The organism is Streptomyces sp. NPDC087263, from assembly GCF_044744645.1.
GTDB lineage: Bacteria > Actinomycetota > Actinomycetes > Streptomycetales > Streptomycetaceae > Streptomyces.
The window spans coordinates 249,817-273,087 of sequence record NZ_JBIUYT010000012.1; the positions used below are offsets into that span (position 1 = coordinate 249,817).

General features: G+C 69.4%; 18 protein-coding genes. 9 read left to right on the top strand and 9 right to left on the bottom strand.

Annotation, left to right across the window (positions count from 1 at the left end; translation table 11 throughout):
• Positions 1-11: 11 nt before the first annotated feature.
• The gene (locus ACIPC1_RS33865; RefSeq protein WP_402524044.1) at positions 12-422 is read left to right on the top strand and encodes a roadblock/LC7 domain-containing protein; all 411 of its coding nucleotides are present in this window, start codon (positions 12-14) and stop codon (positions 420-422) included.
• 128 nt (positions 423-550) lie between these two features.
• Entirely contained in the window at positions 551-1,576 is a 1,026-nt protein-coding gene (locus tag ACIPC1_RS33870; RefSeq protein WP_402524046.1) for a DUF6397 family protein, read from the top strand.
• A 16-nt stretch (positions 1,577-1,592) separates the two neighbouring features.
• On the opposite strand, the gene ACIPC1_RS33875 is transcribed toward ACIPC1_RS33870, so the two are convergent.
• Both ACIPC1_RS33875 and ACIPC1_RS33880 read right to left on the bottom strand, forming a co-directional pair.
• Positions 1,593-2,459: an acyl-CoA thioesterase gene (locus ACIPC1_RS33875; RefSeq protein WP_402524048.1), complete on the bottom strand. Its 867-nt coding sequence runs from the start codon at positions 2,457-2,459 to the stop codon at positions 1,593-1,595.
• Between the two features lie 19 nt (positions 2,460-2,478).
• Positions 2,479-4,992: a DEAD/DEAH box helicase gene (locus ACIPC1_RS33880; protein ID WP_402524050.1), complete on the bottom strand. Its 2,514-nt coding sequence runs from the start codon at positions 4,990-4,992 to the stop codon at positions 2,479-2,481.
• A 145-nt stretch (positions 4,993-5,137) separates the two neighbouring features.
• Here ACIPC1_RS33880 and ACIPC1_RS33885 point away from each other — a divergent pair, with 145 nt between their 5' ends.
• Positions 5,138-5,932 carry a metal-dependent hydrolase gene (locus ACIPC1_RS33885; RefSeq protein ID WP_384378219.1) on the top strand — a complete coding sequence of 265 codons (795 nt, stop codon included), beginning with the start codon at positions 5,138-5,140 and terminating at the stop codon, positions 5,930-5,932.
• A gap of 17 nt (positions 5,933-5,949) precedes the next feature.
• Here the strand turns inward: ACIPC1_RS33885 and ACIPC1_RS33890 are convergent, their stop codons facing one another.
• The 4 genes from ACIPC1_RS33890 to ACIPC1_RS33905 form a co-directional block, all read right to left on the bottom strand.
• Positions 5,950-6,225 carry a type B 50S ribosomal protein L31 gene (locus ACIPC1_RS33890; RefSeq protein ID WP_402524053.1) on the bottom strand — a complete coding sequence of 92 codons (276 nt, stop codon included), beginning with the start codon at positions 6,223-6,225 and terminating at the stop codon, positions 5,950-5,952.
• A gap of 39 nt (positions 6,226-6,264) precedes the next feature.
• Entirely contained in the window at positions 6,265-6,735 is a 471-nt protein-coding gene (locus tag ACIPC1_RS33895) for a DUF5709 domain-containing protein (RefSeq protein ID WP_402524056.1), read from the bottom strand.
• A gap of 234 nt (positions 6,736-6,969) precedes the next feature.
• Complete coding sequence (locus ACIPC1_RS33900) at positions 6,970-8,751, bottom strand: ABC transporter ATP-binding protein (protein ID WP_402524058.1); 1,782 nt, start codon at positions 8,749-8,751, stop codon at positions 6,970-6,972.
• Positions 8,748-10,601 carry an ABC transporter transmembrane domain-containing protein gene (locus ACIPC1_RS33905; RefSeq protein WP_402524061.1) on the bottom strand — a complete coding sequence of 618 codons (1,854 nt, stop codon included), beginning with the start codon at positions 10,599-10,601 and terminating at the stop codon, positions 8,748-8,750. The genes ACIPC1_RS33900 and ACIPC1_RS33905 overlap by 4 nt, the downstream gene beginning before the upstream one ends.
• A 295-nt stretch (positions 10,602-10,896) precedes the next feature.
• Between ACIPC1_RS33905 and ACIPC1_RS33910 the strand changes: the two genes are divergently transcribed.
• Positions 10,897-12,513 carry a peptide-N4-asparagine amidase gene (locus ACIPC1_RS33910; protein ID WP_402524063.1) on the top strand — a complete coding sequence of 539 codons (1,617 nt, stop codon included), beginning with the start codon at positions 10,897-10,899 and terminating at the stop codon, positions 12,511-12,513.
• Positions 12,514-12,664: 151 nt separating this feature from the next.
• On the top strand, positions 12,665-14,149 hold the full coding sequence (locus ACIPC1_RS33915; RefSeq protein ID WP_402524065.1) for a cation:dicarboxylate symporter family transporter: 1,485 nt from the start codon (positions 12,665-12,667) through the stop codon (positions 14,147-14,149).
• A gap of 114 nt (positions 14,150-14,263) precedes the next feature.
• Here the strand turns inward: ACIPC1_RS33915 and ACIPC1_RS33920 are convergent, their stop codons facing one another.
• A complete protein-coding gene (locus tag ACIPC1_RS33920) occupies positions 14,264-14,719 on the bottom strand; it encodes a MarR family winged helix-turn-helix transcriptional regulator (protein ID WP_402524067.1) in 456 nt (151 codons plus the stop codon).
• Positions 14,720-14,877: 158 nt separating this feature from the next.
• On the opposite strand from ACIPC1_RS33920, the gene ACIPC1_RS33925 reads away from it, so the two are divergent.
• The gene (locus ACIPC1_RS33925) at positions 14,878-16,743 is read left to right on the top strand and encodes an ABC transporter ATP-binding protein (RefSeq protein ID WP_402524070.1); all 1,866 of its coding nucleotides are present in this window, start codon (positions 14,878-14,880) and stop codon (positions 16,741-16,743) included.
• Positions 16,744-16,786: 43 nt separating this feature from the next.
• Complete coding sequence (gene mltG, locus ACIPC1_RS33930) at positions 16,787-17,647, top strand: endolytic transglycosylase MltG (protein ID WP_402524073.1); 861 nt, start codon at positions 16,787-16,789, stop codon at positions 17,645-17,647.
• A 33-nt stretch (positions 17,648-17,680) separates the two neighbouring features.
• Here mltG and ACIPC1_RS33935 read toward each other — a convergent pair whose 3' ends face one another.
• Positions 17,681-18,730: an NAD(P)-binding domain-containing protein gene (locus tag ACIPC1_RS33935; RefSeq protein ID WP_402524129.1), complete on the bottom strand. Its 1,050-nt coding sequence runs from the start codon at positions 18,728-18,730 to the stop codon at positions 17,681-17,683.
• Positions 18,731-18,962: 232 nt separating this feature from the next.
• Here ACIPC1_RS33935 and ACIPC1_RS33940 point away from each other — a divergent pair, with 232 nt between their 5' ends.
• Positions 18,963-19,385 (top strand): secondary thiamine-phosphate synthase enzyme YjbQ, encoded by a 423-nt coding sequence (locus tag ACIPC1_RS33940; RefSeq protein ID WP_402524075.1) that lies wholly within the window; start codon positions 18,963-18,965, stop codon positions 19,383-19,385.
• Between the two features lie 396 nt (positions 19,386-19,781).
• Here ACIPC1_RS33940 and ACIPC1_RS33945 read toward each other — a convergent pair whose 3' ends face one another.
• A complete protein-coding gene (locus ACIPC1_RS33945) occupies positions 19,782-22,841 on the bottom strand; it encodes a lantibiotic dehydratase (protein WP_402524078.1) in 3,060 nt (1,019 codons plus the stop codon).
• A 260-nt stretch (positions 22,842-23,101) separates the two neighbouring features.
• Between ACIPC1_RS33945 and ACIPC1_RS33950 the strand changes: the two genes are divergently transcribed.
• Positions 23,102-23,254, top strand: coding sequence for a hypothetical protein (locus ACIPC1_RS33950; RefSeq protein ID WP_365440292.1), 153 nt, complete (start codon positions 23,102-23,104; stop codon positions 23,252-23,254).
• Positions 23,255-23,271 lie beyond the last annotated feature (17 nt).

Here is a 23,271-nt window from a genome sequence, read left to right on the forward strand (position 1 = left end):
GGGACCGGATCATGGTGCAGACGGGACTCGGCTGGTTGCTGGACGACCTCACAGAGCGCGTCGCACACGTACGGCACGTGTTGGTGCTCTCCAACGACGGGCTGGTGAGGGGCGCGAGCACGGGACTTCGACGTGAGGACGCCGAACATCTCGCAGCCGTCTCGTCAGGCCTGCACAGCCTCGCCAAGGGCTCCGGCCGCCACTTCGGCGCGGGCCAGGTGCGCCAGACGATGATCGAGTTCGACGACGCGGTGCTCTTCGTCACCGCCGCGGGCGCCGGCAGTTGTCTGTGTGTCCTCACCGCCGCGGAGGCAGACATCGGCCAGGTCGCGTACGAGATGACCTTGCTCGTGAACCGTGTCGGCGAGCACCTCGGCGTGGACGAGCGGCATCCGGAGAACGCACCCGTCGAAGACCGCTGACCTGCACGAACGCCGTCATGGCCGGAGTTATCCACAGGCTCGACGCGAGATCGGCCGAACCGGCTACGGTTTTTCCCGAAGCAAGCGCACGCCAGCGCGAGCAACTCGTACAACGGGGGAGAACCGCCATGTCCGGTAACACCATCACGGCCATCACACCAGCCGCCACGTCCGCGGCCGGCATCTCTGTGCCTGCCGTTCCTGCCGCAGTCCCGGCAGGCACAGGGGCACGCCGACCGTCTCTCTCGCTCAGCCGTGCCGCGCGAGAACTCGAGCTCAGGCGCGGTGAGTTCGAACTCGCCGTACACCTCGGGTGCGTTCGGACCCTCCCTGACGAAGGGGGAGGACGCCGAGTCTCCCGCACGGAGATCGACCGGGTGCGCTCCGAGGACGGCTACCCGGAGGCCCTGAGGGATCGCGTCAAAGCCGTGGGCACAGCCGAGGGAGCCGCCCTCATGGAGGTGACGACCGCCAGGTTCACGCGCCTCGCTCGGTTGGGTCTGGTGGTTCCTGTGAAGGTCTACCTCAACCGTTACCGGGCGGTCGTGTGGCTGTATCTGGCGGAAGAGCTGCGGCAGTTCGCGGCCGACAAGAACAACGTCAGGCTGCTGAGCGGCCGTACGCCCGAAGGGCTCCGCGACCAGCTGGACGAAGGGTTGGACCTCCGTCCTCGCAACTGGCGGGGGCGCCACATGGGATTCCTGTTGCGGCAGAGCGAGGACCCCTGGGAGCGGGCAGCGATCGTGGCGTCCCTGCTCGACCCGGTCGACGTCGCCGAGATCGTCAGGGATCCGTACGAGCGCGCCTATGTGAACCGCCTCCGGCCCGAACGCGCCCTGCACGGCACACCCGACTCTCCTGCTGCGCAGACCGCCTCGCGGATCATGACGGCTGGCGATCCCGACGAGATCAGCTGGCTCCGGGCCGACCTGGGACAGCTTCTCGCCGAGGCCCGCGATCTCCGCCCTGCTCCGCGCCCCGTGCCAAGGGCTTCACAGCCGACTCCTCCACCATCGATGGCCGCACAGCCGATGTCCTCCCGGCCGGGGCCGCTCGCTCCGCCGGACCGTCCCCGGCCCGAAGTGCCCGAGAAACCCCAGGAGCCTGAGCGACCGCGGAAGCTGCTCGGCTGGCTGCGCCGCAGGAACCTCTGACCGCCAGGCCAATTCCCTACAGAGCCCGGAAAAGCCCCTCTTGGACAACCGAGACGAGCAGGCGGCCTCCCTGGTCGTAGATGCGTCCGCGGGCCAGCCCGCGCCCGCCCGTCGCGATCGGCGACTCCTGGTCGTACAGGAACCACTCGTCCGCCCGGAACGGCCGGTGGAACCACATCGCGTGGTCCAGCGACGCCATGTCGAAGCCTCGCGGACCCCACAGCGGCTCCACCGGAATGCGGACGGCGTCCAAGAGGGTCATGTCGCTCGCGTACGTCAGCGCGCACGTGTGCACGAGTGGGTCGTCGCCCAGCGGCCCGACGGCGCGCATCCACACCGCGCTGCGAGGCTCGGCGTCCTTGATCTCCTCAGGAGTCCAGCGGAGCCGGTCCACATAACGGATGTCGAAGGGCTGGCGCCGCGCCATGCGCTCCAACGCTTCGGGGAGCGTGCCCAGATGCTCCTTGATCTCCTGCGCCAGCGTCGGCAGCGATTCCGGATCCGGAACCTCGCGGGCCGGCGGCAGCTGATGCTCGAAGCTCCCTTCCTCAGGCTTGTGAAAGGAGGCGGTCAGATTGAAGATCGTGCGGCCCTGCTGCACGGCGGTGACGCGACGGGTGGTGAACGACCGCCCGTCCCGGACCCGTTCGACCTGGTACACGATCGGCACGCCCGGGATTCCCGGGCGCAGGAAGTACGCGTGCAGCGAGTTCACCGGTCGGTCGCCTTCCGTGGTGCGCCCGGCGGCGACCAGCGCCTGCCCGGCCACCTGGCCGCCGAACACCCGCTGCAGTGACTCCTGCGGGCTGCGGCCACGGAAGATGTTGACCTCGATCTGCTCGAGGTCGAGCAGGTCGACAAGGCTCTCGGCTGGATTCGTCATGTGGGGGATTCTCCTGTGCTCACAACTGGCCGACGTCGGTGACCCGGACGACCGCGCGGCTCTCGGCGTCGGAGGCCACGAGGTCGACCTCCGCGCTGATGCCCCAGTCGTGATCGCCATTCGGGTCGGCGAAGGTCTGCCGGACGCGCCACAGGGCATTCTGCGGCTCCTCCACGATCGACAGCAGCTTGGGGCCGCGTGCGTCGGGGCCGGTGCCGAGGTCCTCGTACTCGTCCCAGTACTTGTCCATCGCCTCACCCCAGGCATCGGCGTCCCAGCCGGAGTCGGCATCCAGCTCACCGAGCTCGTTCACATGGTCGAGGGCGGCGAGTTCGACGCGCCGGAACATGGCGTTGCGGACCAGGACGCGGAAGGCGCGGGCGTTCGCGGTGACCGGCTTGACCTCGTCGGCCTTCTCCTGGGCCTCCTCGGCCGTCATCACCTCGGGGTTGGCGAGCTGCTCCCACTCGTCCAGGAGGCTGGAGTCGACCTGACGCACCATCTCGCCCAGCCAGGCGATCAGATCCTCCAGGTCATCGGACTTCAGGTCGTCCGGGACGGTGTGCTCAAGGGCCTTGTAGGCACTGGCGAGGTAGCGCAGGACGATGCCCTCGGTACGGGCCAGCTCGTAGTGGGAGACGAACTCCGTGAAGGTCATCGCCCGTTCGTACATGTCACGGATGATGGACTTCGGCGACAGCGGATGGTCACCGACCCACGGATGGCTCTTGCGGTAGACGTTGTAGGCGTGGAAGAGCAGCTCCTCCAGGGGCTTGGGGTACGACACCTCCTGGAGCCGCTCCATGCGCTCCTCGTACTCGACGCCGTCCGCCTTCATCGCCCCCACGGCCTCGCCGCGCGCCTTGTTCTGCTGGGCCGCGAGGATCTGCCGCGGATCGTCCAGCGTGGACTCGACGACGGACACCATGTCCAGGGCGTACGAGGGGGATTCGGGCTCCAGGAGCTCGAACGAGGCGAGCGCGAAGGTCGACAGCGGCTGGTTGAGCGCGAAGTTGTGCTGCAGATCGACGGTGAGGCGCACGATGCGGCCCTCGGCGTCCGGCTTGTCGAGCTTCTCGACGACGCCGCCGTCCAGGAGCGAGCGGTAGATGGCGATCGCCCGCCGGATGTGCCGCAACTGCTGCTTGCGCGGCTCGTGGTTGTCCTCCAGCAGGTGCCGCATCGCCTCGAAGGCGTTCCCGGGCCGGGCGATCACCGAAAGGAGCATTGTGTGGGTGACCCGGAAACGGGAGGTCAGTGGCTCGGGCTCGGAGGTGATGAGTTTCTCGAAGGTGCTGTCCGTCCACCCGACGAAGCCCTCGGGAGCCTTCTTGCGCACCACCTTGCGGCGCTTCTTCGGGTCATCGCCGGCCTTGGCGAGCGACTTCTCGTTCTCGATGACGTGCTCGGGCGCCTGCGCGACGACAAAGCCCGAGGTGTCGTAGCCGGCGCGCCCGGCGCGGCCGGCGATCTGATGGAACTCGCGGGCACGAAGGGTCCGGACCCGGATGCCGTCGTACTTCGCCAGCGCCGTGAACAGCACGGTGCGAATGGGCACGTTGACCCCGACACCGAGGGTGTCCGTACCGCAGATGACCTTCAGGAGACCGGCCTGGGCCAGCTTTTCCACGAGCCGTCGGTACTTGGGCAGCATGCCCGCGTGATGCACGCCGATGCCGTGGCGCACGTAACGGGAGAGGTTCTGGCCGAACTTGGTGGTGAAGCGGAAGTTGCCGATCAGGTCGGCGATCTTGTCCTTCTCCTCACGCGTGCACATGTTGATGCTCATCAGCGCCTGCGCCCGCTCCACGGCCTGCGCCTGCGTGAAGTGCACGATGTAGACGGGAGCCTGCTTCGTCGCCAGCAGCTCGGTGAGGGTCTCCGTCAGCGGAGTCAGCACGTATTCGTAGGACAGCGGCACGGGCCGGGTCGCCGAGCGGACCACCGACGTGGGACGGCCGGTGCGCCGGGTGAGGTCCTTCTCGAACATCGAGACGTCGCCGAGCGTCGCCGACATCAGGATGAACTGCGCCTGTGGCAGTTCCAGGATCGGGATCTGCCACGCCCAGCCGCGGTCGCCCTCAGCGTAGAAGTGGAACTCGTCCATCACGACCTGGCCGACGTCGGCGTGCTTGCCGTCGCGCAGCGCGATGGAAGCCAGCACCTCGGCGGTACAGCAGATGATGGGGGCGTCGGCGTTCACGGAGGCGTCGCCGGTCAGCATGCCGACGTTCTCGGTGCCGAACATCTTGCACAGCTCGAAGAACTTCTCCGAGACGAGGGCCTTGATCGGCGCCGTGTAGAAGGTGACCTCGTCACGGGCGAGCGCGGCGAAGTGCGCGCCCGCGGCGATCATGCTCTTGCCCGAGCCGGTGGGCGTCGAGACGATCACGTTCGCACCAGAAACCACCTCGATCAGCGCCTCCTCCTGGTGGGGATAGAGGGTGAGACCGCGTTCCCCGACCCACGACTCGAAGGCTTCGTAGAGGGCGTCGGGGTCTGCGGTCTGCGGCAGCTGATCGATAAGGGTCACGCACCCATCTTGCCTGTGAACCCACTCGATGGGGGAATCGGATGCCGGCTCGAAGATCGCGAACGCTACGCTGTGCCGCCGACGAAGTGTCAGCGCATGCGGGCAACTGGACAGCGGCACAAGAGGAATGGGGCGGGGAACGACCATGATGGGACCAGCACACTCACTATCGGGAGCAGCGGCCTGGCTCGGCGTCGGAGCGGCGGCGGCCGCCGCCGGTCACACCATGCCCTGGCCGGTCCTTCTGGTCGGCGCGTTGATCTGCGCGGGTGCCGCGCTCGCCCCCGACCTGGACCACAAGGCGGCCACCATCTCGCGCGCCTTCGGGCCCCTGTCCAAGTGGCTGTGCGAGGTCGTCGACAAGCTCTCGTACGCCGTCTACAAGGGGACACGCAAGCCGGGCGACCCGCGCCGCTCCGGCGGTCATCGAACGCTGACGCACACCTGGCTGTGGGCGGTGCTCCTGGGTGTGGGTTCTTCGGGCGCCGCGATCACGGGAGGCCGCTGGGCGGTCCTGGCCATCCTGTTCGTGCATCTGGTGCTCGCCATCGAGGGGCTGCTCTGGAAGGCGACCCGCGGCTCCAGTGCCGACGTCCTGGTCTGGCTGCTGGCCGCGACCAGTGCCTGGATCCTCGCGGGAACCCTGGACAAGCCGGGCAACGGCGCGGACTGGCTGTTCACGGCCCCCGGTCAGGAGTACCTGTGGCTCGGGCTGCCGGTCGTCCTGGGCGCCCTGGTCCACGACATCGGGGACGCCCTGACGGTCTCGGGCTGCCCGATCCTGTGGCCGATCCCGGTCGGCCGCAAGCGCTGGTACCCGATCGGCCCGCCCAAGATGCTGCGCTTCCGGGCGGGCAGCTGGGTGGAGCTCAAGGTGCTGATGCCGGTGTTCATACTGCTGGGCGGGGTGGGGTGTGCGGCGGCGCTCAATGTCTTCTGAGTGACCGGGTCACGCGGTCATGCCGTACCCGACCCGCTAGCGCCCTGGCTCCCGCCTCCGTACCGCCGCTCGAACTGAGCGATCCGCCCCTCCGAGTCCACCGTCCGTGCCTTCCCCGTGTAGAACGGATGGCTCTCCGAGGAGATCTCGACGTCCACGACGGGGTAGGTCTCGCCGTCGTCCCAGTCGATGGTCCTCTCGCTCGTCGCGGTGGAGCGGGTGAGGAAGGCGTACCCGGCGGCGCGGTCGCGGAAGACGACGGGGTGGTAGTCGGGCTGCTTGTCCTGCTGCATGGTGGATGCTCCTTGCGGGGGAGTGGTGGGGCGGCCCGGTCAGTCGTACGGCGAGTCGTCGTCGACGATGTGCATCGCGGCCTCCTCGGCGGAGGCCGCGGCGCCGTCGATCCCTATGTCCATGGCGAAGAGCTCGCTCTCCTCGTCCTCGTGAGCCCCTTCGTCGGGGGCCACGAGACGCCCGGAGCGGAGCGTGCCCACCTCGTTGTCCAGAGGTTCGCCGTCGGAGCCCTGGCAGTCGCCGATGCCGTCTCCGACGGGTTCGGCGATGTCGGGGACTTCCTCCGCGAGCCGCTGGTCCAGGGTCTCGCCCTGGTGGCGTTCCGCGGCCGTCACCCCGGAGTGTTCCACCGCCCATGGCCGCTCCGGCGGGGACCAGCCCCGGTCGAGGGGGTCACCGACGCCGTCGGAGTCGAGGGTGTCCTCGGCGTCGAGCAGCCCCGCGTCATCCTGTACCTCGGATCCGTCGGGCTGGTAGACATCGTCTCCCCATCCGTCGGAGCTGTCCACGGCTACCTCCAGGTGGTGCGGGCCGGGCCCGATTGCGCCGCGCTCGACGGCGGGCGCGCGGGCCGCTGGACACAGGCGTCACCCGGTGTGAACCGGGTGGTTTCCGGGGAATCCCCGGGCCGGTGTCCATGTCCAGCCTTCCACCCCCCTTCGGCACCGCGCAACGCCACACGGCCCGACCATGTGCGCCCACGGGTGTCCAGGGGCGCATATGGACCGGCCAGGCCCGCTCGCTCACCCGTGCCAGGACCGCCACAGTGCGGCGTACGCACCGTCGGCGGCGACCAGCTGGTCGTGACCGCCGAGTTCGGTGATGCGGCCGTTCTCGACGACGGCGATGATGTCCGCGTCGTGAGCGGTGTGCAGCCGGTGGGCGATGGCGACCACGGTGCGGCCGTCGAGGACACGGGCAAGGGAGCGTTCCAGGTGACGGGCCGCACGGGGGTCGAGGAGCGAGGTCGCCTCGTCCAGGACCAGCGTGTGCGGATCGGCGAGCACCAGCCGGGCCAGCGCGATCTGCTGGGCCTGGGCCGGAGTCAGTGCCAGCCCGCCCGAGCCGACCTCGGTGTCCAGGCCGTCGTCCAGGGCCTGAGCCCAGCCGTCCGCGTCGACCGCGCCGAGTGCCGCCCACAGCTCGGCGTCGACGGCACCGGTCCGGGCAAGCAGCAGGTTGTCGCGCAGGGAGCCCACGAAGACGTGGTGCTCCTGGTTGACCAGGGCCACGTGGGAGCGCACCTCCTCGGCGGGCATCCGCGACAGCTCCGCGCCGCCAAGGGTGATCCGGCCGTCCCGGGGTGCGTAGATCCCGGCGAGCAGGCGCCCCAGCGTGGACTTGCCCGCGCCGGACGGGCCGACCAGGGCGAGCCGGGTGCCGGGTGCGACCGACAAGGAGACGTCCCGCAGGACGTCCACGCCGGCGCGGTAGCTGAAGTGCACCTGGTCCGCGCGCACGTCACGCCCGTCCGGAGCCACCCCCGGATCGCTCGCGGCGGCCTCGATGTCCCGGACACCGACCAGCCGGGCCAGCGAAACCTGGGCGACCTGCAGCTCGTCGTACCAGCGCAGGATCAGCCCCACCGGGTCGACGAGCATCTGCGCGAGGAGCGCGCCTGTCGTCAGCTGGCCGACGCTGATCCAGTCCTGCAGGACGAAGACCCCGCCGATCATCAGGACCGAGCAGAGGACGGTGACATGGGTGATGTTGACGACGGGGAAGAGCACCGAGCGCAGGAAGAGCGTGTAGCGCTCCCAGGAGGTCCACTCCTTGACCCGACGGTCCGACAGGTCGATGCGGCGCTCGCCCAGCCGGTGGGCCTCGATGGTGCGCCCGGCGTCCACGGTTTCGGCGAGGACACCGGCCACGGCGGCGTAGCCGGCGGCCTCCGAGCGGTAGGCGGACGGCGCGCGCTTGAAGTACCAGCGGCAGCCGACCACCAGGAGTGGTACGGCGATCAGCACGGCGGGGGCGAGCGGCGGCGCCGTCACCGCGAGTCCGCCCAGCAGCAAAGCAACCCACACGACGCCGATGGCCAGCTGGGGCACGGCCTCGCGCATTGCGTTGGCGAGCCGGTCGATGTCCGTGGTGATGCGGGACAGCAGGTCGCCCGTTCCGGCCCGCTCCAGCACGCCGGGCGGCAACCCCACCGACCGTACGAGGAAGTCCTCGCGCAGGTCGGCCAGCATCCGCTCGCCGAGCATGGCGCCGCGCAGCCGCACCTGACGTACGAACACGGCCTCTATGACGAGGGCGAGGACGAACAGCACGATCGTGCGTTCCAGATGGAGCTCACGTGCCTGGTCCGAGACCCCCTCGACGACCGAGCCCAGCAGGTAGGGCCCGGCCATCGAGGCCACGACGGCCACGGTGTTGACGCTGACGAGCAACAGGAAGGCCCGGCGGTGCCGTTGGAACAGTTCGGCCACGTAGGCGCGTACGGTCGCGGGGGCGCCGACGGGCAGCGTGTTCGCCGTCGTCGGGGCCGCCGGATCGTAGGCCGGTGGCGCCAGGCCGATCATGCGGTCTCCTCGATTTCTTCCAGTACGTCTCCGAGTACGTCTGCGTCGATCTCTTCCAGCTCTTCCCGCGCGGCTTCCTCTTTGAGTACGGCTGCCAGTGCGCCGCCCTCCGGGGCCTCCTCGTCGGTCTCCCGGGTCACCACGGCGCGGTACCGCGGCTCGCTGTGGAGCAGCTCGCGGTGTACGCCGACCGCCGCGACCTCGCCCTCGTGCACCAGCACGACCCGGTCGGCGTGGTCCAGGAGCAGCGGCGAGGAGGTGAAGACCACTGTGGTGCGGCCGGTGCGCAGAGCGCGGACGCCGTCGGCGATCCGTGCCTCGGTGTGCGAGTCGACGGCGGACGTCGGCTCGTCGAGGACGAGTACCTCGGGATCGGTGATCAGCGACCGGGCCAGCGCGAGACGCTGGCGCTGGCCGCCCGACAAGGAGCGGCCGCGTTCGGTGACGCGGGCGTCCATCGGGTCCTCCGTGCCCAGCGACCCCTCGCCGAGCGCGTCCAGTACGTCACCGCACTGCGCGGCCGCCAGCGCCTCGGCGGCGCTCACCGCGCCCGACGAGGGCACGTCGAGCAGCTCGCGCAGCGAGCCGGACAGCAGCACCGGGTCCTTGTCCTGGACGAGGACGGCGGTGCGGGCCGAGTCGAGAGGGAGTTCGTCCAGCGGTACTCCGCCGAGGAGCGCCGAAGTGCCCTCGACACCGGGATGTCCGCCCAGCCGCTCGGCGAGCAGTCCCGCCATGTCCGGGTCGCCGCACACCACCGCGGTGAGCCGCCCGGCGGGCGCGAGCAGCCCGGTCGCGGGGTCGTACAGGTCCCCGGTCGGCGCCTCTGCCGCTCGTGACCCGACGCTGTCCATGGCGCGTTCGAGGGACAGTACCCGGGCGGCGCGCTTGGCGGACGGGCGTGAGAAGGAGTACGCCATGGCGATCTCCTCGAAGTGCCGCAGCGGGTAGGTGAGCAGCATGACCGCGCTGTACACGGTGACCAGTTCACCGACCGTGATCCGGCCGTCGCGGGCCAGACCCACGCCGTGCCAGACGACGGCGATCAGCAGCAGACCGGGCAGCAGCACCTGGATGGCCGAGATCAGTGACCACATCCGGGCGCTGCGTACGGCCGCGTGGCGGACTTCCTGGGAGGCACGGCGGTAGCGGTCGAGGAACAGTTCCTCGCCGCCGATGCCACGCAGCACCCGCAGGCCCGCGACGGTGTCCGCGGCCAGCTCGGTGGCGCGGCCGGCCTTCTCGCGCTGGAAGTCGGCGCGCCGGGTGGCGCGGGGCAGCAGCGGCAGCGCGGCGAGTGCCAGGACGGGCACGCCCACGGCGACGATCACGCCGAGCGCCGGCTGATAGACGACCAGACCGATGCAGACCAGCACGATGGTGAGCGCCGCCGCCGTGAACCGCGACACCGCCTCCACGAACCAGCCGATCTTCTCGACGTCACCCGTGGAGACCGCGACGACCTCGCCGGCCGCGACCCGACGGGTGAGCGCGGAGCCGAGCTGGGCGGTCCTGCGGGCCAGCAGCTGCTGGACGCGTGCGGCGGCCAGGATCCAGTTGGTGACCGCCGCGCGGTGCAGCATGGTCTCGCCCAGCGCGATGCCCGCCCCGCACAGCACCATCACTGCACCGGTCAGCGCCAGCCGGGTGCCGGAGCGATCGACGACGGCCTGGACGGCGAGGCCCACGCAGAACGGCAGCCCGGAGACCGACACGAAGTGCAGCAGCCCCCAGGCGAGGGCCTTGAACTGCCCACCGAGCTGATTCCGGCCGAGCCACCACAGGAAGCGGGGACCCGAGCGCGCGTCGGGCACTCCCGGGTCGGGATACGGAAGGTCTTGAATCTGCATGACGTCCAAGCGGCTCGTGTCAGGGGGCGGAGGAAACCGTGGAGTCGCAGTCGATCGACCGCGGAGCCCGGCAACTGTCGGCAACAAACCGTGAAAGGTTCGCGTCGGAGCGTGGTCGAAAGCAAGCGGTTTTCCGCCCCAGGGCAAGGAATCAGCCGCGTCCTTCAGCTGTCCATCGGAGCGGCGTCGCACTGTCGGGGTGAGGGGCGACAGTGCGGATCTGAGGGGCGAGTGAGATGGGTGTGAAGGGAGGGGCCATTGCGGCCGGGCGCCAATTCCCCGTAGAACACCGCCCATGAGAAGACGGATCATCATGTCCATGCTCTCCGGAGCGACCCTTCTGGCGAGCATGCTCCTCGGAGCGAGCCCGGCGCCCGCCGCCCAGTCCGCCGACCCACCCGCCGAGTTCGGCACCGACTGGCACGACCCGGTGACCGCGGCGCCGCCCGTCACCAAGCCCGACACGCGATCATGTGAAGTCACCGTCGCGCAGGCACAGTTCAGGGACTTCACGCCGTACGAGGGCAGCTATGCACCTCCCGGCGACTGCGGTGACCGCTGGAGCAAGGTCGTGCTGCGACTCGACGGCAACGTCAAGGGACGGCAGTTCGACCGTCTCGGCTACCTTCACATCGGCGGCGTCGAGATCTTCCGTACGTCCACTCCCGAGCCCTCGCCCGACGGCATCGAGTGGTCCGTCGAGAAGGACGTCACGCGGTACAGCGACACCCTGCGCGCGGCACAACCCGTCGAGATGCTCATCGGCAACGTCGTCGACGGCACGTACACCGGCATCATCGATGTCAAGGTCACCCTGACGTTCTACGCCGCCGAAGGCACCGCCAAGCAGGCCACGGCCTCGACCCCCGACAGCGTCCTCACCCTCCAGGACGGCGCCCTGACCACCCCGCGCAACAGCGAGCGCATCGTCGCCGAGGTGTACGCGACCGGGTCCGGCGGCGGCTGCGAGGAGTACTGGTATCTGACGGTGCCCGCATCGGCGCCGTACTCCTGCGAGGCCGACAGCGGCCCCTACCGGGAGGTGCAGATCAAGGTCGACGGCCAACTCGCCGGTATCGCTGAGCCGTTCCCGACCGTGTGGACGGGCGGCTGGTCCAACCCCTTCCTCTGGTACGTGATTCCGGGTCCGCGCGCTTTTGACATCAAGCCCATCGAGTACGACCTGACGCCGTTCGCGGGACTCCTCAACGACGGTCGCCCGCACCGGATCGACGTCTCCGTCGTGGGTGTCCCCGAGGGGCAGAGCGGATGGAGCGCCCCGGTCAACGTGCTGGTCTGGCAGGACGCGAAGAAGGAGCACGTGAGCGGTGCGCTGACGGAGGTCAAGGCAGGCACTCTCGCCAACTCCTCGACGTACACACCCGGTTCGGAACACCGTCTGGACACCGAAGGAAGCCACCGGCTGACGGTCGCCGGGTACGTCGACACCTCGCACGGCCGGGTGAAGACCACGGTGAGCCGCGAACTGGCGAACACCTCCGTGCACCGCTGGACGGACGGCGAGAACACGGACGGGCTCAAGGCCACCTGGACCGACGACGAGACGGTCACCGTCGACGGACGGGGGCCGGCCGCCGTGACCCGCACGCAGCGGACGTACACGATGGACGGGACCACCACGCTGGGCGCGGACGACCGGTTGCGCACCGTCCTGACGCTCGGTGACCGGGCGGCGGTCGACGAGAAGCGCGGCGGGCGGCGCACCGCGTGGTCACGGCTCGACGACACCTACGCGGGCGACACGACGTATACGGCGAACGCGCCGCGTGACCAGCGCCACGCGGTCGGTACGACGAGAGAGCGCTACCGCTTGTACGGCTCGGCCGGGTGTTATGACCGCACTCTGGCCACTGTGCAGGGCGTACTGACCGAGGACCGCAGCGGCTGCTGAGGCGGCAGGGGCCACGGAGAGGAACTCCGTGTCACGTCCATGATTTACACGGACGTGACACGGAGGTCTCCAGCGGAATCAATCACTCCTCAATAGTGATCACCGCGGAAGCGCTTTTCCGCATACCAGAAGTCTGCTCGGAGGAGTGCCCGTGCCGCCGCCCGTACCGTCCCCGCGACGCGTCGCACACATACTGCGTACCTCACTGTTCGCGCAGGTCGCCTGCGCGCTTGTGCTCGGAATCATCGTCGGAAAGTTGTGGCCGGGCACGGCCGCGGAGCTTCAGCCGCTCGGTGACGGTTTCACCCGGCTCATCAAGACGATCATCTCGCCGTTGGTGTTCTGTGTGGTCGTGGTCGGTATCGCGAAGGCCGGTGATCTCAAGGCGTTCGGCCGGATCGGGCTCAAGGCCCTGATCTGGTTCGAGGTCGCGAGCACGGTCGCCCTGTTCATCGGTCTTGTCGCCGCCAACGTCGTCCAGCCCGGCTCGGGCATGAACGTCGACCCGTCCACGCTCGACACCTCGGCGGTCGACGCGAAGACCGGTGGCGGTTCACTGCCCTCGACGACAGAGTTCGTCCTCAACGCGCTTCCCACCAGTTTCATCGGCGCCTTCGCCGAGAACGAACTCCTCCAAGTGCTCGTCCTGGCCTGCCTGGTGGGCGCCGCGCTGCTGCACCTGGGTCACACCAAGGTGCCGCAGGTCCTGCCCGCCATCGAGCAGGCCCAGGAGATCATCTTCGCGGTCGTCGGCTTCATCATGCGGCTCGCCCCGATCGCGGTGTTCGGTGCGATGGCCGTCCTCATCGGCCAGTACGGGCTCGGGGTGATCGAGACGTACGCCAAGCTGATCATCCTGTGTTACGCGGCCGCCGCACTCTTCATCGCGCTGCTCGGCGTCGCGCTCAAGGTGGTCACCGGGCTCAGCCTCTGGAAGTTCGTCCGCTACATCCGTGAGGAGATCCTCCTCGCGCTCGGCACCGCCTCCACCGAGTCGGTCATGCCGCGGGTGATGCAGAAGCTGCGCCGGGCCGGTGCCCGTGACGACGCCGTGGGTCTGGTGTTGCCGACGGGCTACTCCTTCAACCTCGACGGCGCCTCGCTCTATCTGTCCATCGGCACGCTGTTCATCGCGCAGGCCGTGGGCGTGGACCTGAGTCTGGGCCAGCAGATCACCGTGATCCTCGTGCTCATGCTGACCAGCAAGGGCATGGCGGGCATTCCCGGTTCGGCCTTCCTCGCGCTGTCCGCGACCGCGTCCTCCCTGGGAGCCATCCCGGCCGGCGCCGTCGCCCTGCTCCTGGGTGTCGACCGCATCATGGACTCGATGCGCGTCGTGACGAACCTGCTCGGCAACTGCGTCGCGGTCTTCGCCGTGTCTCGCTGGGAGGGCGCGCTGGACGCGGACCGGGCGAGGAAGGTGCTGGACGGGGAGATCGTGTTCGGGGAGGAAGGCGAGGTGGAGGACCCGGAGGTGCCGGTGCAGGGGCCTCGGTCGGCCAAGGTTGACGTGCCCGCGCGGGCCGCCGAGGTCGACGTACCGGCACAGGCCGCTGAGGTCGACGTACCTGAGCAGGCGGCTGAGGCAGATGCACCCGCTCCGACGGCCAAGGAGTCCGCAGCCGAGGTCAGTTGACCGAAGCAGCTCCCGATCGGGCCGCGGCGCCGACTCCAGCACTATGGAGTCGGCGCCGCGGCCCGATCGCGTGGTCCCACTGCTGTGGCCCCACCGCGCGCTGTACCGGGACTCTCAGCAGCCGTGCCTCCGCGCCGGCACCCCGTCCACCAGTGTGTTCAGCAGTCCGCCGAGCACTTCGCGCTGCTCGTCGGTCAGGGGAGCGAGGATCTCGTCCGCGGCCGATCGGCGCGCGGCGCGCAGCTCGCCCAGTGCCTTGCGACCCTCGTCCGTGACCTCTATACGGATCACTCGCCGGTTGGTCGGATCCGGGACCCGGCGCACCATGCCGCTTGTCTCCAAACCGTCGACCAGAGTGGTCACGGCGCGGGGTACCACCTCCAGGCGCTCGGCCAGATCGGCCATGCGGGGCGGTGAGCTGTAGTGCGCGAGTGTGCGCAGCAGGCGGGACTGGGCTGGTGTGATGCCCAGCTCGCGATGCTCCAGATGGCGCTTCTGGATGCGATGCACTCGGCGGGTCAGCCGCAGCAGTTGCTCGGCGAGCAGGCCGTCGACATCGGAGGTGGTCATGTGGGAACAATATCAGGACCTTGTTCATTGTGAGTATAGGTAACAATGAGCTATGCTCCGCCAGGCATCACAAATTTCCGCAACTCGTGATCAGTGATCAGTGATCAGTGATCAGTGGTCACCACAAGTCATCGTCGTCTCATCTCCCGTAGGAGCCCATGCGTCCCGACCGACCAACCTGGACCCCGTCACCTGCTGACAGAGAACAGTCGCGTGCCGACAGAGATCGGACACGTGGCGACAAGGAACGGCCGCGTGCCGACAAGGAACAACAGCCGCGGCAGGTGCGGCGCATCCTGAAGCTCTTCCGGCCCTATCGGGGCCGTCTCGCGGTCGTCGGCCTGCTGGTCGGCGCCGCGTCCCTCGTCTCCGTCGCCACGCCCTTCCTGCTGAAGGAAATCCTGGACGTGGCGATCCCGCAGGGCCGCACGGGTCTGCTGAGCCTGCTCGCCCTCGGCATGATCCTCAGCGCGGTCGTCACCAGTATCTTCGGCGTGCTCCAGACCTTGATCTCGACGACCGTCGGCCAGCGCGTCATGCACGACCTGCGCACCGCCGTCTACGGTCGGCTCCAGCGCATGTCGCTCGCCTTCTTCACCCGGACCCGCACCGGCGAGGTCCAGTCCCGTATCGCCAACGACATCGGCGGCATGCAGGCGACCGTCACCTCTACCGCCACCTCGCTGGTCTCCAACCTCACCAGCGTCGTCGCCACGATCGTGGCGATGCTCGCGCTTGACTGGCGGCTCACCGCCGTCTCGCTGCTCCTGCTGCCGGTCTTCGTCTGGATCAGCCGCCGGGTCGGCCGCGAGCGCAAGAAGATCGCCACGGAGCGCCAGAAGCAGATGGCCACGATGGCCGCCACCGTCACCGAGTCGCTCTCCGTCAGCGGCATCCTGCTCGGCCGCACCATGGGCCGCGCCGACTCGCTCACGAAGTCCTTCGGGGACGAATCCGAGCGCCTTGTCGACCTCGAAGTGAGGTCGAACATGGTCGGCCGCTGGCGTATGGCCGTCATCACCATCGTGATGGCCGGCATGCCCGCCGTCATCTACTGGACCGCCGGTATCGCCTTCAAGCTCGGTGGCCCGACGGTGTCGATCGGCACACTCGTCGCCTTCGTCTCCCTCCAGCAGGGCCTGTTCCGCCCGACGGTCAGCCTGCTGTCCACCGGCGTGCAGATCCAGACCTCGCTCGCGCTCTTCCAGCGCATCTTCGAGTACCTCGATCTCCCCATAGACATCACCGAGCCGGACAATCCCGTCCACCTCGACCGGGTCAAGGGCGAGATCCGCTTCGAGGACGTCGAGTTCCGCTACGACGACAGAAGCGGCCCGATCCTCGACGGCATCGACATCACCGTCCCGGCGGGCGGCAGCCTCGCCGTCGTCGGCCCGACCGGTGCGGGCAAGTCCACGCTCAGCTATCTGGTGCCGCGGCTGTACGACGTCACGGGCGGGCGGGTCACGCTCGACGGGGTCGATGTCCGCGACCTGGACTTCGACACGCTCGCGCGCGCGGTCGGCGTCGTCTCCCAGGAGACGTACCTCTTCCACGCCTCGGTCGCCGAGAACCTGCGCTTCGCCAAGCCGGACGCCACCGACGAGGAGCTGCGGGGGGCGGCGCAGGCGGCCCAGATCCACGACCACATCGCATCCCTGCCGGACGGGTACGACACGGTCGTGGGCGAGCGCGGCCACCGGTTCTCGGGCGGGGAGAAGCAGCGCCTCGCCATCGCCCGCACCATCCTGCGCGACCCGCCGGTGCTCATCCTCGACGAGGCGACCAGCGCCCTGGACACCCGTACGGAGCACGCCGTGCAGGAGGCGATCGACGCGCTGTCGGCCAACCGGACCACACTCACCATCGCCCACCGGCTGTCCACCATTCGGGGGGCCGACCAGATCGTGGTCCTCGATGCCGGTCAGGCGGTCGAACGGGGCACGCACGAGGAGCTGTTGGAGCAGGGCGGGCGCTATGCCGCCCTCGTCCACCGGGACGCCCAATTGGAGCCGACAAGATGAAGATATGTCGGGTTTGTAGGCATTGGCGGGTTACCGTGCCCGCATGCAGATGAACACTCCGCCACGGAGCACGATTCGGAGCACGACTCGACTGACGCGCCGGGGCCGGGGCGCCCTCATCGCGACCGGAGCCGTCGTGGCGGCCACCGCCGTGGCGGTGCCGCTGCTGAGCATGGGAGGCGAGGACGCGCCGCCCGCGGCCCTCGTGATCCCGGAGGGCTGGCGCGCCGGCCAGATCTACGACGCCGTCGACAAAGTTCTCCGGATCCCGCCGGGCACTGCCAAGAAGTCGCTCGGAAAGGCCAACCTGAAGTTGCCGAACGACGCGGAGGGCAACCCGGAGGGTTACCTCTTCCCGGCGACGTATCCGATCGACAAGAAGTCGACTCCGGAATCACTCCTGTCCTTCATGGTCGGTACCGCGAACCAGAAGTTCAACAAGGCCCCGGTCGCGGCCGGGGCGCAGCGCAACGCGATGAACGTCTACCAGGCGGTCACCATCGCGAGCATCGTCCAGGCCGAGGCGGCGACCAAGGAGGACATGGGGAAGGTGGCCCGGGTCATCTTCAACCGCCTGGAGAGGGGCATGCCGCTGCAGATGGACTCCACCATCAACTACGCGCTGAACCGTTCCACCCTGAACACGAGCCAGAGCGACACGCAGATCAACAGTCCCTACAACTCGTACCAGCGCATGGGTCTGCCGCCGACCCCGATCGCCAATCCTGGCGAGGAGGCGATGCGCGCGGCGATCTCTCCGGCACCGGGTGACTGGCTGTACTTCGTCACGGTCAAGCCGGGCGACACCCGCTTCACGGGCAGCTACGAGGAGCACTTGAGGAACGTCGCCGAGTTCAACCAGAACCGGAAGGCCACCTCCACCTCCCCGAGTCCCACCCGCTGAGCCGTCGTACGGGGCATCAGGTGGTACGGGGCATCAGGCGGCGACCGGCGCTCCCGCCAGCAGCCGCCTGATGTCCCGTACCGCGGCGCGGCCGGCCCGGTTGGCGCCGATGGTGCTCGCCGAGGGGCCGTACCCGACGAGGTGGATTCGCGGATCGGCGACCGCGCGCGTCCCCTCGACACGGATGCCGCCGCCCGGCTCGCGCAGTCGCAGGGGTGCCAGATGGTCGATGGCGGGCCGGAAACCGGTCGCCCAAAGGATGACGTCGGCGTCCACGTGACGCCCGTCGTCCCACGCGACACCGTCCGGAGTGATCCGGTCGAACATCGGCTGCCGGTCCAGGACTCCGTCGTGCAGAGCCTGCCGGATCGCGTCGTTCAGCGGGAGTCCGGTCACCGAGACCACGCTCTGCGGCGGCAGCCCCTGACGGACCCGGTCCTCGACCATCGCCACGGCCTCCCGGCCGAACTCCTCGTTGAAGGGCCCCTCGCGGAAGACGGGCGGCCGGCGCGTCACCCAGGTGGTTCGGGCCGCGTACGGGGCGATCTCCATCAGATGCTGCGTGCCGGACGCGCCGCCGCCCACGACGACCACCCGTAGCCCGGCGAACTCCTGCGGGCCGGGGTACTGCGCCGTGTGCAACTGCCGCCCGCGGAAGGTCTCCTGACCGGGATAGCGAGGCCAGAACGGCCGGTCCCAGGTACCCGTGGCATTGATCAGCGCACGCGCCGACCAGTTCCCGGCCGAGGTCTCCACGAGCAGCCGGTCCCGTGGGCCCTCACGCACCGCGTGTACGTCGACCGGGCGGCGTACTCGCAGGTCGAAGGCGCGCTCATACGCGTCGAAGTACTCCGCGACGACCTCGGCCGACGGGCGCGCCGGGTCCGCGTCCGTCAGTTCCATGCCGGGCAGGGAGTGCATCCCGTGCACCTTGCCGTACGTCAGCGAAGGCCAGCGGAACTGCCACGCGCCGCCCGGACGCGGCGCGTGGTCGAGGGCCACGAAGTCGCGCCCGGGCTCGAAGCCGGTGCGCCGCAGGTGATAGGCGCTGGACAGGCCGGCCTGCCCGGCCCCGATCACCACTACGTCGAAATCCGTGACATCCGTGACATCCGTGCCGGTCTCGGCGTCGGCTTCGCGCGCTTGTACCCCGGTGTCGTTCACGCTTCTACTAACCGGACCGGGGTCCGGGATCTTCCCGGCGGACCCAGTCGTGGTCACGACTCCTGGGCGGGGGCCAGTCGCGGTCGTGGACGGCCGTAGGTCCCTGTCGAAGCAGGTGCGAGATCCGGCGTATGCGAGCGAGGATTGGGGCATGTCCGATGCCTTCACCACCCGAGTCCTGAACGTCGCCACCGGCTCCTCGGAGGCGATCGTCGACCTCACCCGCGACTGCGAGGCCTTCCTCAGGGAGGCGGCAGCCGGTCGCGACGGCCTCCTGAACGTCTTCGTGCCCCACGCGACCGCCGGCATCGCGATCATCGAAACCGGCGCAGGCAGCGACGACGACCTCCTCGCCGCCCTGCACTCCCTGCTCCCCGCCGACGACCGCTGGCAGCATCGCCACGGCAGCCCCGGCCACGGCCGCGACCACGTCCTCCCCGCGATCGTGCCGCCTCACGCGACGCTGCCTGTGCTGGGCGGGAGCCTGGAACTGGGGACGTGGCAGTCGGTGTGTCTGGTGGATACGATTCGCGATAATCCGGACAGGCGGGTTCGGCTGTCGTTCCTTGGGTGAGACCCAGGGCCAACGACTCCAGATGCGGTGCCCGGCCGCTCCAAACGGTATGTGTCCGTGGCTGGTTGTGACAGGGAGGGCTGGGCTCTCTCCAGGAGTGGCCTTCCCGGAGTGCGGGAGCCTTGGGCGGCCGGGCTGTCCGAGGAACCGCGAAACGACGTCGCCGGGTGTCGTCGCGGGTGAGCCATCAAGGCGATAGCAGGTCGGTCCATGATCGTGCCCGGCAGGTCCGCCGATTCCGGTCGGCGCGGCCATGGCGAAGGTGGGAAACGCCGTCGGTTTGGCGGCCACCGTCCGGCCGACCGCCGGGCCGTACGGTGCGCGGTCGGCCAGTGCATGGGCCGGTCGGGCGACGGGCGAGGGGCGACAGCACGGCGGCGCCGGGGGCTGTCGTGGTCACGGTGTTCTCCTCGCTCGTGCCGTCCAGCTCAGTGCGGCGGCTCTGGCCAGGTGAAGGTGTGCGCGTTCCTCGGGAAGTCCCGGCCCGCGCATGCGGACGTGGTGGAGATGCAGCAGGTCCGGGAGCAGGTCCTGCGGGGGCAGCGTCCCCGCACCCTCAAGCGCGCTGCGGTAGGCGGCCAGCGCGGCGCGGCGTGCGGACCAGCTCGCGATGACGCGCGCGTCCAGCACCGGGGCCCCGGGGCCCCGGGGCGTGAGGAGGGCGGTCGTCAGGGCGATGGTCTGGTCGTAGACCGCTCGGGGTGGGGCGCTCCTGTCCGTGTGGGTATGCCCGACCAGCCAGCGCATCGCCTTCGCGTCGTCCCCGAGCAGGCCGACGGCGATGTCCACCATGCTCGCGGCGGTCACCGCACGAGCGTCGGGAGCGTCCCGGCCGGCCTGCGCGGTCAGCTGGGCGAGGACGGCGGCCGCGTCGGTGGCGAAATACTCCTCGGCCGCTTCCATCGCCGCGGGGCCGCCGAAGCGTGCGGTCTGCGGGAAGTAGGTCTCCAGGCTCGCGTGGGTGATCAGGCCCGCGTCCCGAAGTCGTCGGGTCCACTCGCCGATCTGCCCGACAGCGGTGCCGAGTGAACCGGGCGCGCAGGTCAGACGGAGACGTAGGTGGTCCTCGGGATCGCGGTGGCGAACGAACCACCAGCGGGGCTCTCCCAACTCCCCGAGCAAGGAAGGCAGATGCCGGATCAGGAGCGGATCCTGACGGTCGCGGTGCCCGTGCAACCTGATGGAGAGCAGGCTGCCGCAGCCAGGCAGACGGCCGTGTTCCCGAGTGACGACGTTCCCCGATCCGCGGACCGGTGCACGGGGCTGGTCCACAGCGGCCAGGGGGATGACGATCTCGTGGGCGTGCCCGCCGGTCCAGCCCAGGTCCCCGGGCTTCGGTGCGGCACGTAGCAGCGCCTTGCCGTCGCGCTCCACGTGGGTACGGAGCAGGACCCGGTGCGAGGGCTCCGCCAGGTCCAGATTCATGCGCCGGTCTCCGTCGCCCAGGTACACCTGCTCGGGCAGGAGAACTTCACGACGCCACTCGGCCAGGGCCTCGTCCCACTGCGGCCAGGGCGTCCGCGCGTCGGGGAGGTCGTCGTGGCCGAGTGTCCAGCGGGCCGGGGACAGTACGGTGCGCCCGTAGCGCACTGCGGGGAGGAACGGCAGGCTGGAAACAGCGGCTCCCCACGAGAATCCGGTGCACGGGACGGCCAGTGCCACCGGTGCCTCGAACAGGAACCGCGCCAGCGGATGGGTGTGGTGGGTCAGATTCACCGCGTTCAGCAGCGTCGTGTGCACTGGGCGGCGGCGGGAGACCGAGACCAGGTGCAACCGCTCGGCGTCGGCGGTCACCGCCAGGTCCGTCACAGGCAGTTGGCCCTTGTCCGGGCCGTGGTAGTCGCCGAGGGGGATCACCACCTCCGCCACCTGCGGGGCGTGCGCGACGTTCACCGAGCGTATGTACAGCGGAGTGGTACTGATCTGCGCGATCAGCGCGTCCTTTTCGACGCCGGGCAGGCCGGCGTAGACGTCGGTCATCCGGCGGCGGTCGTCGGCGTCGAACAGGTGGAGAAAGCGCCCGGTGCCGGCTCCGGCCGCACGGGCCACCCCGACGACGTGCAGGGTGAACTCCCCTTGTTCCAGGGCGGATACGCTCGCGGCGTGGATCCGCACGGTCACCTCGGTGCTCGGCTGCACGGGCCTACCTGGATCCACCACCGCCAGTTCGTCGATCACGGCATCATCGAGTCGGACGTGGTGGCGGCGCCTCGTCGCGGCGGTGTACGCAAGCCCCAGTAGCCGGCTGTCGCGGGCTGTCAGTGTCGGGCCCGTCGACGCGGCTGTGGACCCGAGGTAGCCGGACGGGTAGCCGAGGAGGTCGATGGCGTCCAGGACGGGTACCACCGCTCCCGGACCGTAGTGCTCAAGGAAGCGGCCATGCCAGGCGACCCACCCGGGGCTCAGAGTCGCCCGCGGCGCCAGGCGCGTGAGCACCGCGGCGGCCGACGCCGCCTCCTCGGCCACCGCCTCCGGGATCACCAGGTCCCAGTCCAACCGCAGGTCGAGGGCGAGCGCGGGCTTCGCAGCGGGACAGAGCCGTGTCATCGCGGCCGTCACCCGTGCGCGTTCGACGCGGGCGCCCGCGGGGGCGGCGGTCGCGGCGTCGTGCCGTGCCAGTCCCGCCGCGACCTCGCACAACTCGGTGGCTTCAGCCGACGGCAGGTGCTGTACGTGTCCGAGCAGGGCGGCAATCGGGTCGGAGGCCGTCACCGCAGGACGCAGGCCGGTGATCAGGAATCGCTGTCGTACCAGGTTCGCGAGCAGGTTCTCGATCGCGGTCGGTGAAGCGGTCGGGAAACCGACGGAGAGCGTTTCGGCGAGGACTGCCCACACAACTGGCGCCCGCGCGCCGTCCATGGCCAGGCGGACCGGCTCGGTCGCGCGTATCCCCACGTGCACGGGGTCGCCGCCGTTCGCACTGCTTGAGCGGTGCTCGACCATCAGGCGTCCGTCGCGCTCGAACGCGAGGCTGGAAGCGAGCAGCGTCAACTGGGGCCGGAGCTCGCGGTGTTCCTCCAACCGGTCGACAAGAGCCGCGGTCCATGCCGCGTCCGGTCTGGTGACCGCTTGGTGCGCGGTGCCCGTGCGCAGCACGGGAGCGGCCCCTGTACGGGCGGCCTCGACACCGGCGAACAGACCGAACGGAGTGGCCCGTGAGCGGGCGCGCATCAGGTAGCGCAACACCGAAAGCACCGCGCGCCGCACGGCGAGGTCAGGCACCGGCGCGCCGACGCATATCTGATGCACCCGTCTCGCCAGGTCCGGGCTGGAGAACTCGACCGCGGTGGCGAAGTCGGTTGCCCGCCACATCTGTTGAAGCCACGCCCGCCACGACTCCGTGCGCGCGGACGGGCCGGTCAGGTCCGGCCAGACCACCGGGTGGTCGGGAGGCCAAATTGCCGCCCGGACCACGGCCGCATCGACATGGCGGTACAAACGGCCCTCCAGCAGCACAGCGGTGTTTTCCTCTGTTTTTCTCCAAACCGCCCGGTGCCGAGGGCGATGATGAGTCATGGTCATTGTGGCGACTGCTGCGCCACTCCGCTGCCGCAGAGTCGCCATGAGCCGCTGATCTGGCTGAATGTCGTCCAACTAATCGACGACGTATGGGCTGTTGATGCACGTGCGGTCTGGCTAGCGTGGGCGCCACGCACGGCAATCGGCACACACGGCAAGCGGCACATTCCCATCACGTTCGCGAAGGGGAGAAAACCATGACTGCTGTATCTCCTGAGAAACTCGCCGATGAGGAATTCGGTGAGCTCGAAGAACTCCAGGTGATCGATTCCAGTGAGCTGAAGCTCGGCGCGGCTTACCACACGTACACCTACATCGCGGCGGAGAACACGGAGGACATCCCCGACTAGGACGCGCGGGAGGCAAG